Here is a 14690-nt window from a genome sequence, read left to right as displayed (position 1 = left end):
GGAGGGCTAAAGCCCACCCTACAACTACTAACGCCACCCAATTCCACAACACCGTGATACCAATCCATTTTTTGCTGTCAGCCACCGTGTTAATTAGGCGTTTATCTATCATCATAATGATTACTCCTAAAATAAAAAGAAGTACGCATAGAAAGAATTATGCGTACTTAATGTAGGGTGGGCTTCAGCCCACCAAAATATCTTACGATTGTTTGTTGGTGGGCTGAAGCCCACCCTACAATTACTAATATCAACAATCAACGGCTCGCATTATAGGAAACAAGCTCGTTTAAATACAGAAAATAATGAGAATAGTTTTTATTTCTTGATTTTGATCAAAAATACACTTTTAGTATTGTGAGAAAATACTTTCTCCTATAATATATTTGAGAATTAGTATTATTTGTTTTTATGGGATTAAATATGGCCAATTTTAGATTAAACGTGCTTGCCTATTCCGTTATGCTTGGGCTAACGGCAGGTATTGCTTATGCTGCCCAACCAACCAACCAACCAACCAACCAACCAACCAACCAACCAACCAACCAACCAACCAACCAACCAACCAACCAACCAACCAACCAACCAACCAACCAACCAACCAACCAAAATAGTAATCTTTCCGAACAACTAGAACAAATAAATGTATCTGGCTCTACCGAAAATACTGATACGAAAGCTCCGCCAAAAATTGCCGAAACTGTAAAAACGGCTAAAACGCTGGAAAGAGAACAAGCAAACAATATTAAAGACATCGTTAAATACGAGACTGGCGTTACTGTTGTTGAAGCTGGGCGTTTTGGGCAAAGCGGTTTTGCCATTCGTGGTGTAGATGAAAATCGTGTAGCGATTAATATTGATGGATTACGTCAAGCTGAAACATTATCTTCTCAAGGCTTTAAAGAGCTTTTTGAGGGTTATGGTAACTTCAATAATACGCGTAATGGTGCAGAAATTGAAACTTTAAAAGAAGTAAATATTACAAAAGGGGCAAATTCAATCAAAAGTGGTAGTGGTTCCTTAGGTGGATCTGTAATTTATAAAACAAAAGATGCGAGGGATTATCTCCTTAACAAGGATTACTATGTAAGTTACAAAAAAGGATACGCTACGGAAAATAATCAATCATTCAATACCCTTACTCTTGCTGGACGTTATAAAAAGTTTGATGTGCTAGTGGTTACAACAAGCAGAAATGGACACGAACTTGAAAACTATGATTACAAAAATGCAGATAGCCTTACTCAAGGTAAAAAAAGAGAAAAAGCAGACCCATACAAAATTGAGCAAGATAGTACATTATTAAAATTATCTTTCAATCCTACTGAAAATCATCGTTTTACCCTTGCAGCAGATTTATATGAACATCGTTCTCGTGGGCAAGATTTATCCTATACACTAAAATATCAACGTAGTGGTAATGAAACCGATGAAGTTGATTCTAGACACACCAATGATAAAACAAAGAGACGTAATATTTCCTTTAGCTATGAAAATTTCTCTCAAACTCCATTTTGGGATACGTTAAAAATTACTTTTTCAAAACAAAAAATAAAAACGAGAGCAAGAACTGACGAATACTGTGATGCCGGTGTAAGATATTGTGAGGGAACTGCAAATCCCACGGGACTAAAATTAACAGATGGGAAAATAACACGTCGAGATGGTTCAGAACTTAAATTTCAAAAAAGTACTAATAACGAAAAATATGATGACTTCAAGAAATTTATTGATATTAATGATCAAGTAATAGAAGATAAACTAACCCTAGGAAACGCCAATGACACTTGGTATGATTGTTCAATATTTGATTGTCAAAATAAAATCAAAGCTTTTAAAGGTAAAACATATTATGGCTATGATGGAAAATTGGAAGAATTTGAACTTGAAAAAAAAGAAATAAATGGCAAAACTTTCGCTAGAATAAATCATAAGAATGATAGGACAATAAAATCTATTCTTCCCTCTTCACCTGGTTATTTAGAACGCCTCTGGCAAGAGCGAGATTTAGACACCAACACCCAACAATTAAATTTAGATTTAACCAAAGACTTCAAAACTTGGCGTGTTGAACATAATCTACAATATGGTAGCTCATATAATACAACGATGAAGCGAATGGTTAATCGTGCTGGTAATGATGCCACTGATGTTCAGTGGTGGGCTGAACGTACTCTAGGCACTAAAACAGACTTTTTTTCCCGCGACCCATCACAAGAAATTCCACGAACCTGTGAAGATTCTTGGAAGGCTCACCTTTGCCCTCGAGTTGATCCTGAATTTTCTTACTTATTACCCATTAAAACAAAAGAAAAATCAGTCTATCTCTTTGATAATTTTGTTATAACTGATTATTTATCTTTTGATTTGGGTTATCGTTATGACAATATCCATTATCAACCAAAATATAAACACGGTATCACACCCAAATTACCCGATGATATTGTGAAAGGATTATTTATTCCATTAGAAAAAAATAATCCTTCTGATGATGATATTAAGAAAAATGTACAACAAAATATTGACTATATCGCCAAACAGAACAAAAAATATAAAGCACATTCTTACAGTTTTGTTTCAACGATTGATCCAACGAGTTTTCTTCGTTTACAACTAAAATATTCAAAAGGTTTTAGAGCACCAACTTCAGATGAAATGTATTTCACCTTTAAACACCCTGATTTCACTATTTTGCCAAATACTAATCTAAAACCAGAGATAGCAAAAACAAAAGAAATTGCTTTTACATTACATAATGATGATTGGGGATTTATTTCCACAAGTCTGTTTAAAACTAACTATAAAAACTTTATCGACCTAATATTTAAAGGAGAAAAAAAGTTTAACGTAGGCGATAGAGGAGGTAGCTTATTACCGTTTTCTCTTTATCAAAATATAAATAGAGATAGTGCGGTAGTAAAAGGAATAGAAATTAATTCAAAAGTATTCCTTGGTAAAATGGCAAAATTTATGGATGGATTTAACCTAAGCTATAAATATACCTATCAAAAAGGAAGAATGGATGGCAATATTCCTATGAATGCAATTCAGCCTAAAACGATGGTGTATGGCTTAGGCTATGATCACCCAAGCCAAAAATTTGGATTTAATTTCTACACTACCCACGTAGCCACTAAAAATCCAGAAGATACTTATGATATTTATGCGAAAGAACGTGGTAAACGTGATACAACCATAAAATGGCGCAGTAAATCTTATACTATTCTAGATTTAATTGGATATGTGCAACCAATTAAAAATTTAACCATAAGAGCTGGCGTATATAATCTTACAAACCGTAAATATATTACTTGGGATTCTGCTCGTTCAATTCGTTCATTTGGAACAAGTAATGTTATAGATCAATCAACAGGACTAGGCATTAACCGTTTCTACGCACCAGGTAGAAATTATAAGATGTCAGTGCAGTTTGAGTTTTAAACCTGTCTAAAATCAAAAGTGCGGTAAATTTTTACCGCACTTTTTCTTAAGAAAGGATCTACCTTTTACTCTCTCTTTCAAAGCTAATGTTCAAACATCGGCATTTGTGCAAAATCTCCTTGAAAATCAACCTCTTTTTGCTATTTTTGCGATCTCGATCGAAAGATTGAAATGACTATCTCGCCAAATTTTTAGTTTCTATTTATGCTTACACATCAAAAATCAATAACTTATTAGTTATTGAAATAAATAAGTAAATAGGATAAATTATGTACGAGATTCTCTTTTACAGAGACCAAAATGACATTGAGCCAGTGAAAGAATATCTGCTATCGCTGGCTCAAAATGAAAGCAAAGATAGTCGAATTAAACTGAATAAAATTCGAGATTATGTAAAATTATTAAGCGAACTCGGGACGTCTGTTGGCAAACCCTATGTGAAACATTTAGACGGTGAAATTTGGGAACTTCGTCCAATTAGGGATCGCATCTTGTTTGCAAGATTAATGGATGGTCGCTTTGTCTTACTACATCAATTTATGAAGAAAACACAAAAAACGCCAAAACGAGAAATCCAAACTGCCCAACAACGCTTAAGTGAATTAAAAGAGAGATTGAAAAATGAATAAAATCAGCCCATTAGGTTCAAATTGGAATGAGTTTGAACAGCAAATTTTCAATGAAGAAGAAATCCGAGAAAGTAATTTGCGTGTAGCCTTAATTAAAGAATTGATTACTTCTCGTCAGCAACTTGGGATTTCCCAAAAACAACTTGAAACCTTAAGCGGTGTGAAGCAACCTATGATTGCACGCATTGAAAAAGGACAAACGAATCCTCAACTTGAAACGTTGTTAAAATTGCTCGCTCCTTTAGGGAAAACCCTGTCAATTGTGCCTCTAAGGGTAAAAAATGCCTAAGATATACCCATTATTTTCATATTGACTTGTTATATTTTCATTAAGTTTTCTCAATAAATAGTTTTTATTGCACCTTATTATACGTGGCTTTTTTGACTAGAAAATCGATAAAATCGGAATAGACTGTTCCGAGAAAAGAAAAAATATTGCAAAATAGCCTCAAATTAAGACCTATGTAGAAAAATGATTATATTTAGTAATCTGTCCTTAAAACGAGGGCAAACGGAGCTTCTCGAAAATGCTTCTGCTACCATTAATCCTAAGCAAAAAGTCGGCTTAGTGGGGAAAAATGGTTGTGGAAAATCTTCGCTTTTTGCCTTATTAAAAAAAGAATTAACGCCAGAGGGGGGCGAGGTAAATTACCCATCAAATTGGCGAGTATCTTGGGTGAATCAAGAAACGCCTGCATTGGATATTTCAGCGATTGATTATGTGATTCAAGGGGATCGTGAATATTGCCGTTTGCAACAAGAGCTTGAACAAGCAAATGAACGCAATGACGGTAACGCCATTGCGCGTATTCACGGGCAATTAGAAATGTTGGATGCGTGGACAATTCAATCTCGTGCCGCTTCGTTATTGAATGGTTTAGGATTTAGTCAAGAAGAAACAACCCAGCCAGTGAGGGCTTTTTCGGGCGGTTGGCGGATGCGTTTGAATTTGGCACAAGCATTGCTTTGTCCGTCAGATTTATTATTACTGGATGAGCCGACCAACCATTTGGATTTGGATGCGGTTATTTGGTTGGAGCGTTGGTTAGTGCAATATCAAGGCACTTTGGTATTAATTTCTCACGACCGTGATTTTCTCGACCCAATTGTGACAAAAATCCTCCATATCGAAAATCAGAAGCTCAACGAATACACGGGCGATTATTCTTCCTTTGAGGTGCAACGAGCCACTAAACTTGCACAACAAACAGCGATGTATCGTCAGCAACAACAAAAGATTTCCCATTTACAAAAATATATTGATCGCTTTAAAGCCAAAGCCACCAAAGCTAAACAGGCACAAAGCCGTATGAAAGCATTGGAAAGAATGGAGCTGATTGCACCTGCTTATGTGGATAATCCTTTTACTTTTGAATTTCGTCCACCGCAATCCTTGCCGAATCCGTTGGTGATGATTGAACAGGCAAGTGCAGGTTATGGCAGCGGCGAAAGTGCGGTAGAAATTTTAAGTAAAATTAAACTGAATTTGGTGCCAGGTTCGCGCATTGGTTTACTCGGGAAAAATGGTGCAGGAAAATCAACCTTGATTAAACTTTTAGCTGGAGAACTGACCGCACTTTCAGGCACAGTTCAGTTGGCAAAAGGTGTTCAGCTTGGCTATTTTGCCCAGCATCAATTAGATACTTTACGCGCAGATGAATCTGCTCTGTGGCATATGCAAAAACTAGCACCTGAGCAAACGGAGCAACAAGTTCGAGATTATTTAGGCAGTTTTGCGTTTCACGGCGATAAAGTAAATCAAGCAGTGAAATCCTTTTCTGGAGGAGAAAAAGCTCGTTTGGTGTTGGCTTTGATTGTTTGGCAACGCCCGAATTTGTTACTACTTGATGAACCGACTAACCATTTGGATTTGGATATGCGTCAGGCATTAACGGAAGCGTTGGTGGATTACGAAGGTTCTTTGGTGGTGGTGTCGCACGATCGTCATTTATTACGCAATACCGTGGAAGAATTTTATTTAGTTCACGATAAAAAAGTGGAAGAATTCAAAGGCGATTTAGAAGACTATCAAAAATGGCTGAATGAACAAAACAGTACGTCTGAAAATAAAGTTTCGGAAAAAGTGGGCGATAATGAAAATTCGGTTCAAAATCGTAAGGAACAAAAACGCCGTGAAGCAGAGTTACGCCAACAAACTGCACCATTACGTAAAAAAATCACGCAATTAGAAGAAAAAATGAATAAATTTTCTTCTGAGCTTGCGAACATAGAAAATCAACTGGCAGATACCGAATTATATAATGCCGAAAATAAAGAAAAATTGACCGCACTTCTGGCTCAACAAGTGGATGTGAAGAAAGCATTGGATGATGTGGAAACGGAATGGATGACCGCACAGGAAGAATTGGAAGAAATGCTTCAAGCATAAGGATAGATTATGAATCAAAGCCTTTTTCATCATAGCAAACAACAGGAATATTGCCCTCAATGTGGTGCGCCTTTGCAAATTAAACAAGGCAAAAAAGGGCTGTTTTTAGGTTGCTCTGCTTATCCTGAATGTGATTATTTGCGTCCTTTGCAACGAGTGGAACATAAAGTATTAAAAACACTTAATGAAATTTGCCCGAAGTGCGGTAATTTATTGCAGTTGAAACAAGGCAGTTTTGGGATGTTTATTGGTTGTAGCCATTATCCTGAATGCGATTTTGTGGTGCGAGAAGAATCTGAATCTGAGGAAAAAATTGCTTGTCCTGAATGTAAAACGGGGCATTTGATTTCTCGTCGAGGTCGCCAAGGAAAAATTTTTTACGGCTGTGATAATTTCCCTAAATGTAAATTTTCTTTGCCTGCCAAGCCTTATACCGTGTCTTGCCCAACCTGCCATTTCCCACTTTCTTTGTTAAAAAGCGACAATGTAGAAAGAAATGGGGAAAAACAAATTTTCCAGTGTGCAAATAAAACTTGTCGTCATATTTTTGAGCAATAAACGTAAAAGAGTGAAATGAATAGAGAACAAATCGCCGAAGCACTTCGACAAAATCAAGTGGTTGCTTATCCCACTGAAGCTGTATTTGGCTTGGGCTGTAATCCGCAAAGTGAAAGTGCGGTAAAAAAATTACTTGATTTGAAGCAACGTCCAGTGGAAAAAGGGCTGATTTTAGTGGCACCTAGCTTGGATTTTTTCCGTCCTTTTGTTGATTTTGAACAGATTAACGATGAACAGCTTTCTCGCCTGCAAGGTAAATATGAACGTCCAACGACTTGGATTGTGCCAGCTAAATCCACCACCCCACATTTTCTCACGGGCAAATTTGATAGCATTGCGATACGTTTGTGCGATCACTCGTCTGTGAAAGCCTTGTGTGAAATTACGGGTTTTGCATTAACTTCGACTAGTGCAAATCTGACAGGAGAGCCACCTTGTCGCACCGCCGATGAAGTGCGGTTACAATTCGGTGTAGATTTTCCTGTATTGGATGAAATTGTGGGAGATGCACGCAATCCATCTGAAATTCGAGACTTACGCACAAATCAACTTTTTAGACAGGGATAATTTATGGATCTTTATGCTGTGTGGGGCAATCCGATTACGCAAAGTAAATCCCCATTAATTCAAAATAAGTTAGCAGCGCAAACCCATCAAACTATGGAATACATCGCAAAATTAGGCAATCTTGATTCTTTTGAACAACAGCTTTTGGCATTTTTTGAGGAGGGTGCGAAAGGTTGCAATATTACTTCGCCTTTTAAAGAACGAGCTTATCAGCTGGCAGACGAATATAGCCAACGAGCCAAATTGGCGGAAGCCTGCAATACGCTCAAAAAACTCGATGATGGAAAACTTTATGCGGATAACACTGATGGGATTGGCTTAGCGACGGATTTACAACGTTTAAATTGGCTTCATCCAAATCAACGCATATTAATTCTAGGAGCAGGCGGAGCAACAAAAGGCGTATTATTGCCACTTTTGCAAGCTCAACAAAATATTGTGCTTGCCAACCGCACTTTTTCCAAAGCCAAAGAATTAGCTGAAAGATTTCAGCCTTACGGCAATATTCAAGCAGCCTCAATGGATTCTATTCCGCTACAAACTTATGATTTGGTAATTAATGCGACTTCAGCTGGATTAAGTGGTGGAACTGCACCAGTTGATGCTGAAATTTTAAAATTAGGTTCAGCTTTTTACGATATGCAATATGCGAAAGGCACAGACACGCCATTTATTGCATTATGCAAAAGTTTAGGTTTAACCAATGTTAGCGATGGCTTTGGAATGCTGGTCGCACAAGCTGCACATTCTTTCCATTTATGGCGAGGCGTAATGCCAGATTTTGTCGCGGTTTATGAACAATTAAAATAAGGTAATTGACAATGAAAAGTAAATACAGCGACTTTATGGTATATGTTGATGAAAGTGGAGATCATAGTTTACAGTCAATTGACAAAAACTACCCTGTGTTTGTGCTTGCATTCTGTATTTTTTATAAAGACCATTATCGAAATAATATTGTTCCGCAGATACAGAAGCTAAAATTTGATTATTTTGGTCATGATATGGTGATATTGCATGAGCATGAAATCCGCAAAGAAAAAGGCGATTTTAATATTTTCACTTCTCGTGAACAGCGTGAAGGTTTTATGGAACGTATTTCATCTATTATTGAAAATACTAATTTTATTCTTGCTGCCTGTGTGATTGATAAGCGAAAAATACCACAAAATGAAACAACACACCCTTATCATTTTTCACTCAAACATTGTTTAGAAACCCTATACGAATTTGTTTGTGAAAAGCATCAAGAAGATAAAATCACTTTTGTTGCTGTGGAAAGCCGTGGACGTAATGAGGATAGAGAGTTAGAGCTGGAGTTTTTACGTATTTGTGACGGACAAAATAAATTTAAAAAGTCCTTGCCTTTTCAAGTAAAGATTGTGCCAAAACAGATTAATTCTGTGGGGTTGCAGGTTGCGGATTTAGTGGCAAGACCTATCGGGAGACATATTTTAGATAGTAATCAACCAAATCGAGCCTTTGAGATCCTTAAAAAGAAATTTTATTGTGAAGGTGGAAGAAAAATACTGGGGGAAAATTTTGATCAAAAAGGACTGAAACATTTTCCTTACTCCTAAAAAGCGAAAAGCCTCAATGAAACTCACTGAAGCTATGACGCCGACCAAGCACCCTCGATCCACTTGGCTCGGAATATATCAAAACGTTTTATTTTGTCAAGTTTTAAATATGCAACAAATAACCAGATGCCCTTGGGTTGGCGAACAACCTATTTATATTGATTATCATGATAAGGAATGGGGAAAGCCTGAATTCGACAGCCAAAAGCTATTTGAAAAAATTTGTTTGGAAGGGCAGCAAGCAGGGCTTTCGTGGATTACGGTTTTGAAAAAACGTGAATCTTACCGTGTAGCTTTTCATCAATTTGATCCGAAAAAAATCGCAACAATGACCGCACTTGATATTGATGATTGTATGAAAAATGCAGGATTAATTCGCCATCGAGCCAAGTTAGAAGCCATTGTCAAAAATGCGAAAGCTTATTTAGAGATGGAAAAGTGCGGTGAAAATTTCAGTGATTTTATTTGGTCATTTGTGAATCATAAACCGATCGTCAATGATGTGCCTGATTTGCGATCTGTGCCAGCTAAAACAGAAATATCTAAAGCTCTTTCTAAAGCCTTAAAAAAACGTGGTTTCGTCTTTGTTGGCGAAACCACGTGCTATGCGTTTATGCAGTCTATGGGGCTGGTGGACGATCATTTAAATGATTGTCCTTGCAAAACTCGCTAGTGTTTATGTTGATCTCGCTCCCATAAATCGGCGTATTTTACAAAGGTTGAATGTGCCGATAACACCGCTAATAAAAATCCTTGTTTGCCATCTAAAAAACCCGCTTTTAATAAATACATCTTCACAAAACAACCGATGGCGTGAGAAATTCCTTGCCACAGTGTGGCTTTTTTTCCTTTAGCTTGGCGTTGGTCTGCCCATGCTTTTGCATAACCCGCGGATTTCACTAGATAATGATGGATGCTTTTATAAGTGAAATGCTCTAAATCCCCTGTTAATTTTTCTACTTTTGTGCCAGCTGGAAATTCCACTTTTTCATGTACAAGTGAGTCGTTATATTGTGCATAGTTTGTGCGATAGAGGCGAACCACATAATCGGGATACCAGCCTGAATGGCGAATTTCACGTCCAAATACTTCACTGACTCGTGGAATTTCATAAACGGTATTTTCTCGATTATTTTTGACCGCACTTAAAATAGCCTGTTTCAGCTTGGGGGTAACGCGTTCGTCTGCATCTAACCAGAGTACATAATCACTGGTTACATATTGTTGGGCTAATTGGCGTTGTTTTCCAAACCCTTGCCAGTCTCTATTTTCATAGAATTTCGCCCCATAACTGAGCGCAATTTCTTTAGTGTTATCTGTGCTACCAGAGTCTAGAATGATAATTTCATCCACCCAATCTTTCACAGTGTCTAAGCAATTCGCTAGATCTTGTGCTTCATTTTTTACAATCATTGCAACGCTAATTGTAGGCATATTTTCAATCCTTTTTTTGCTATACTAGCCGAAATTTTTTCAAGTATAACCGAATTTCATTTATGTGGCGTTTTTTTTATACCAGCTTGCTTTTAATTTGCCAGCCGTTGATATTGTGTTTTATTGGCTTGCTCAGTGTTAAATCTCCACGTTATCGTCAGCGTTTGGCTGAACGTTATGGTTTTTATGGCAATGCGTCTTGCCCACCACCACAAGGGATCTTTATCCACGCAGCCTCCGTTGGAGAAGTGATTGCTGCGACACCGCTGGTTCGTCAATTGCAACAAGATTATCCGCATTTATCCATTACTTTTACAACTTTTACCCCCACAGGTTCAGAACGCGTAAAAGCCACTTTTGGAAACAGTGTTTTTCATTATTATTTACCCTTTGATTTACCTTTTTCGATCCATCGTTTTATTAATTTTGTACAACCTAAATTATGTATCGTGATGGAAACAGAACTTTGGCCTAATCTTATTCATCAATTATTTTTACGCAATATCCCATTTGTCATCGCTAATGCTCGTTTATCCGCACGTTCTGCACATCGTTACGGAAAAATAAAAGCGCGCTTACAAACAATGTGGTCGCAAATTAGTTTGATTGCAGCACAGGATCATATTAGCGGAAAACGCTATGCCACTTTGGGGTACCCAAAGGAAAAATTGAATATCACGGGCAATATTAAATATGATCTCTCGATCACTGATGAATTACGTGAAAAGATTGATGATTTACGATCTCTTTGGGTAAAAAATCGTCCGATTTGGATTGCAGCCAGTACGCATAACGGAGAAGATGAAATCATTTTAAAATCTCACCGCACTTTGTTAGCAAAATACCCAAATTTATTGTTATTGCTCGTTCCACGCCATCCAGAGCGTTTTAATGTGGTGGCTGATTTACTTAAAAAGGAAAAATTTCAATTTATTCGTCGTTCTACAAATGAGTTACCAAATGAGAATACCCAAGTGATTTTGGGTGATAGCATGGGCGAACTGATGTTGATGTATGGCATTTCCGATATTGCTTTTGTGGGGGGAAGCCTTGTGAAACATGGGGGGCATAATCCTTTAGAACCTCTTGCATTTAAAATGCCAGTGATTACTGGCAAGCATACTTTCAATTTCCCCGAGATATTTCGAATGCTGGTGGAAGTGCAAGGTGTGTTGGAAGTTAATTCAACCGCAGATTCCTTAGAACGCGCGGTAGAAGCCTTATTAAATTCAAAAGAGGCTAGCGAACGTTTAGGCAATGCAGGCTATGAAGTGCTGATGGAAAACCGAGGGGCATTACAGCGTTTGTTAGATTTATTAAAACCTTATTTGGAGCGTAATGTATGACGAGCGTGATTTATCCTGGCACTTTTGACCCGATCACGAACGGTCATTTAGATATAATTGAAAGAAGTGCAGTGATTTTTCCTCGTGTTTTAGTGGCGGTGGCAAATAGCCCAAGCAAAAAAACACTATTTTCTTTGGAGGAACGCGTAGAACTTGTTCGTCAATCTGTTGCGCATTTATCCCATGTGGAGGTTTTTGGCTTTTCTGATTTGTTAGCCAATGTGATTAAACAGCACAATATTTCTGCCATTATTCGCGGAGTACGCACGACAACCGATTTTGAATATGAACTTCAATTAGCTGCTCTTAATCGTTTACTCACAAAAGGCGTAGAGAGCTTGTTTTTCCCACCAGCAGAAAAATGGGTGTTTGTTTCTTCCACCATTGTGCGTGAAATTTATTTGCATGGCGGAGATGTCGCTGAGCTAGTTCCTGTGTCTGTGTTCAATGCGTTAAAAGCACGATGATAAAAACCTTTATTTTTTTAACCGCACTTATCGCTTTATCTGGTTGTGGTTCCGTGGTCAAACTTATCGATCCAACGGAAAAATATACTGCCTATGCAGGGGTTGCTTATGATCTTGAAATGGCTCAACAATGGGGATTTCCAATCTTAGATTTGCCCCTCTCATTTTTATTAGACACCGTGTTACTGCCCTATGCGTGGGCTCAATAATTCTTATGAAACTCAATCCTCAACAACAACAAGCCGTTGAATATGTAACAGGCCCTTGTCTTGTGCTTGCTGGCGCAGGCTCTGGCAAAACTCGCGTAATCATTAATAAAATTGCCCATTTAATTGGAAAGTGTGGTTATTCTCCGAAACAAATTGCTGCTGTTACTTTCACCAACAAAGCCGCACGTGAGATGAAAGAGCGTGTAGCACATTCCATTGGCAAAGAACAATCTAAAGGCTTGCTCGTTTCCACTTTTCATACCCTCGGTTTTGACATTATTAAGCGTGAATATAAAGCGTTGGGCTTTAAATCAAATATGACCTTGTTTGATGAGCACGATCAATTTGCGTTGTTAAAAGAGCTAACCGCCGATGTGTTAAAAGAAGATAAGGATTTATTGCGTGAGTTAATTTCAGTGATTTCTAACTGGAAGAATGATTTGATTTCGCCAAAACAGGCATTTGCGTTGGCGCGTGATGCTAAATATCAAACTTTTGCAAAATGTTATGAGCGTTACGCCACACAAATTCGAGCTTACAATGCTCTTGATTTTGATGATTTAATTATGCTGCCGACATTGTTGTTCAAGCAAAATGAAGAAGTGCGGGCAAAATGGCAGGCAAAAATTCGTTATTTGTTGGTGGATGAATATCAAGATACCAACACCAGCCAATATGAACTGATTAAACTTTTAGTGGGGGATCGTGCTTGTTTTACTGTGGTGGGCGATGATGACCAATCTATTTATTCGTGGCGTGGCGCACGACCAGAAAATATGGTGCGTTTATGCGATGATTTCCCTCGTTTGAACGTGATTAAGCTAGAGCAAAATTATCGTTCAACCCAACGCATTCTGCATTGTGCCAATATTTTGATTGATAACAATGACCACGTGTTTGATAAGAAACTCTTTTCAACCATTGGCGAAGGGGAAAAATTACTTATTATCGAAGCAAAAAATGAAGAACACGAAGCAGAGCGGATTGTCGCTGAGTTGATCGCCCATCGTTTTAGCCGTAAAACCAAATATAAAGATTATGCGATTTTGTATCGAGGCAATCATCAATCTCGATTACTCGAAAAAGTACTGATGCAAAACCGTATTCCTTACAAAATTTCGGGTGGTACTTCTTTTTTCTCCCGTGCAGAAATCAAAGATATGATGGCGTACTTGCGCTTGGTGGTGAATCAAGATGATGATGCCGCATTCCTGCGTATTGTAAATACACCGAAGCGTGAAATTGGCACCGCAACCTTACAAAAACTTGGCGAGTTGGCTCAAGAAAAACACATCAGTTTGTTCGATGCTATTTTTGAGTTTGAACTTATTCAACGCATCACACCAAAAGCCTATGATTCATTGCAAAAATTTGGCCGTTGGATTGTAGAACTTAATGATGAAATTCAACGTTCTGAACCTGAACGTGCGGTACGTTCAATGTTATCTGTGATTCATTATGAAGAATATTTGTACGAATACGCAACAAGCCCTAAAGCGGCAGAAATGCAAAGTAAGAATGTCGCCACGTTATTTGACTGGGTTGCGGATATGTTAAAAGGCGATGAAACCAATGAGCCGATGAACCTTAATCAAGTGGTAACCCGCCTGACATTACGGGATATGTTAGAGCGAGGCGAAGACGATGACAACAGCGATCAAGTTCAACTGATGACATTGCACGCATCTAAAGGATTGGAATTTCCTTATGTTTATTTGATTGGTATGGAAGAGGGCATCTTGCCTCACCAAACTAGCATTGATGAAGACAACGTGGAAGAAGAACGCCGCTTGGCTTATGTGGGTATCACAAGAGCACAAAAAGAGCTCACCTTTTCCTTATGCCATGAGCGCCGTCAATATGGTGAATTAGTTCGCCCAGAACCGAGCCGATTTTTAGCTGAATTACCTAATGATGATGTACTGTGGGAACGTGATAAACCAAAACTAACTACCGAGCAAAAACAAGAAAAAACACAAAACCAACTTGATCGATTAAGAGCGATTTTGAAAGGAGGTTAGAAAACCTAGCTCGGAATGAAAAGACAAGAGGGGAAAAGTGCGGTCAGGT

14 protein-coding genes and 1 pseudogene are annotated in these 14690 nt (G+C 38.0%); 13 read left to right on the top strand and 2 right to left on the bottom strand.

Annotated features, from left to right (window positions below; translation table 11 throughout):
* Nucleotides 1-25 precede the first annotated feature (25 nt).
* Nucleotides 26-115 (bottom strand): annotated as a pseudogene (locus DV356_RS10035) (ABC transporter); the annotation flags it as partial.
* A gap of 308 nt (nt 116-423) precedes the next feature.
* Between DV356_RS10035 and DV356_RS08420 the strand changes: the two are divergent.
* From DV356_RS08420 to DV356_RS08380, 9 genes are all read left to right on the top strand, one after another.
* Nucleotides 424-3441, top strand: a complete 3018-nt coding sequence (locus DV356_RS08420; protein ID WP_118806826.1) for a TonB-dependent hemoglobin/transferrin/lactoferrin family receptor — start codon at nt 424-426, stop codon at nt 3439-3441.
* 269 nt (nt 3442-3710) lie between these two features.
* The gene (gene toxT / locus DV356_RS08415) at nt 3711-4070 is read left to right on the top strand and encodes a type II toxin-antitoxin system toxin ToxT (protein ID WP_005694481.1); all 360 of its coding nucleotides are present in this window, start codon (nt 3711-3713) and stop codon (nt 4068-4070) included.
* Nucleotides 4063-4359, top strand: a complete 297-nt coding sequence (gene toxA / locus DV356_RS08410) for a type II toxin-antitoxin system antitoxin ToxA (RefSeq protein ID WP_005650837.1) — start codon at nt 4063-4065, stop codon at nt 4357-4359. The genes toxT and toxA overlap by 8 nt, the downstream gene beginning before the upstream one ends.
* Before the next feature lie 183 nt (nt 4360-4542).
* On the top strand, nt 4543-6459 hold the full coding sequence (locus DV356_RS08405) for an ABC transporter ATP-binding protein (RefSeq protein ID WP_118806825.1): 1917 nt from the start codon (nt 4543-4545) through the stop codon (nt 6457-6459).
* 9 nt (nt 6460-6468) lie between these two features.
* Nucleotides 6469-7017 carry a DNA topoisomerase family protein gene (locus DV356_RS08400; protein ID WP_118806824.1) on the top strand — a complete coding sequence of 183 codons (549 nt, stop codon included), beginning with the start codon at nt 6469-6471 and terminating at the stop codon, nt 7015-7017.
* A 15-nt stretch (nt 7018-7032) separates the two neighbouring features.
* Complete coding sequence (gene tsaC, locus DV356_RS08395; protein WP_118806823.1) at nt 7033-7584, top strand: L-threonylcarbamoyladenylate synthase type 1 TsaC; 552 nt, start codon at nt 7033-7035, stop codon at nt 7582-7584.
* Nucleotides 7585-7587: 3 nt separating this feature from the next.
* A complete protein-coding gene (gene aroE, locus DV356_RS08390; protein ID WP_118806822.1) occupies nt 7588-8394 on the top strand; it encodes a shikimate dehydrogenase in 807 nt (268 codons plus the stop codon).
* Between the two features lie 11 nt (nt 8395-8405).
* Nucleotides 8406-9164, top strand: coding sequence for a DUF3800 domain-containing protein (locus tag DV356_RS08385; protein WP_118806821.1), 759 nt, complete (start codon nt 8406-8408; stop codon nt 9162-9164).
* A gap of 109 nt (nt 9165-9273) precedes the next feature.
* A complete protein-coding gene (locus DV356_RS08380; protein ID WP_061659703.1) occupies nt 9274-9837 on the top strand; it encodes a DNA-3-methyladenine glycosylase I in 564 nt (187 codons plus the stop codon).
* On the opposite strand, the gene DV356_RS08375 is transcribed toward DV356_RS08380, so the two are convergent.
* Nucleotides 9834-10598 carry a glycosyltransferase family 2 protein gene (locus DV356_RS08375; RefSeq protein ID WP_061659695.1) on the bottom strand — a complete coding sequence of 255 codons (765 nt, stop codon included), beginning with the start codon at nt 10596-10598 and terminating at the stop codon, nt 9834-9836. The two genes, DV356_RS08380 and DV356_RS08375, sit on opposite strands and share 4 nt — an antisense overlap.
* 62 nt (nt 10599-10660) lie before the next feature.
* On the opposite strand from DV356_RS08375, the gene waaA reads away from it, so the two are divergent.
* From waaA to rep, 4 genes are read left to right on the top strand one after another with little or no spacing between them, the layout of a single operon-like run.
* Nucleotides 10661-11944: a lipid IV(A) 3-deoxy-D-manno-octulosonic acid transferase gene (gene waaA, locus DV356_RS08370; protein ID WP_118806820.1), complete on the top strand. Its 1284-nt coding sequence runs from the start codon at nt 10661-10663 to the stop codon at nt 11942-11944.
* Complete coding sequence (coaD, locus tag DV356_RS08365; RefSeq protein WP_042601566.1) at nt 11941-12411, top strand: pantetheine-phosphate adenylyltransferase; 471 nt, start codon at nt 11941-11943, stop codon at nt 12409-12411. Before waaA ends, coaD begins: the two co-directional genes overlap by 4 nt.
* Complete coding sequence (locus DV356_RS08360; RefSeq protein WP_105894873.1) at nt 12408-12620, top strand: YceK/YidQ family lipoprotein; 213 nt, start codon at nt 12408-12410, stop codon at nt 12618-12620. The genes coaD and DV356_RS08360 overlap by 4 nt, the downstream gene beginning before the upstream one ends.
* A gap of 5 nt (nt 12621-12625) precedes the next feature.
* Nucleotides 12626-14641 carry a DNA helicase Rep gene (rep, locus tag DV356_RS08355; RefSeq protein WP_118806819.1) on the top strand — a complete coding sequence of 672 codons (2016 nt, stop codon included), beginning with the start codon at nt 12626-12628 and terminating at the stop codon, nt 14639-14641.
* Nucleotides 14642-14690 lie beyond the last annotated feature (49 nt).

Origin of the sequence: Haemophilus influenzae (genome assembly GCF_003494325.1) — a bacterium.
Taxonomy (GTDB): Bacteria; Pseudomonadota; Gammaproteobacteria; order Enterobacterales; family Pasteurellaceae; genus Haemophilus; species Haemophilus influenzae_I.
The sequence above is the reverse complement of the archived record's forward strand: the minus strand, read 5'-3'. Positions and strand labels throughout refer to the sequence as shown.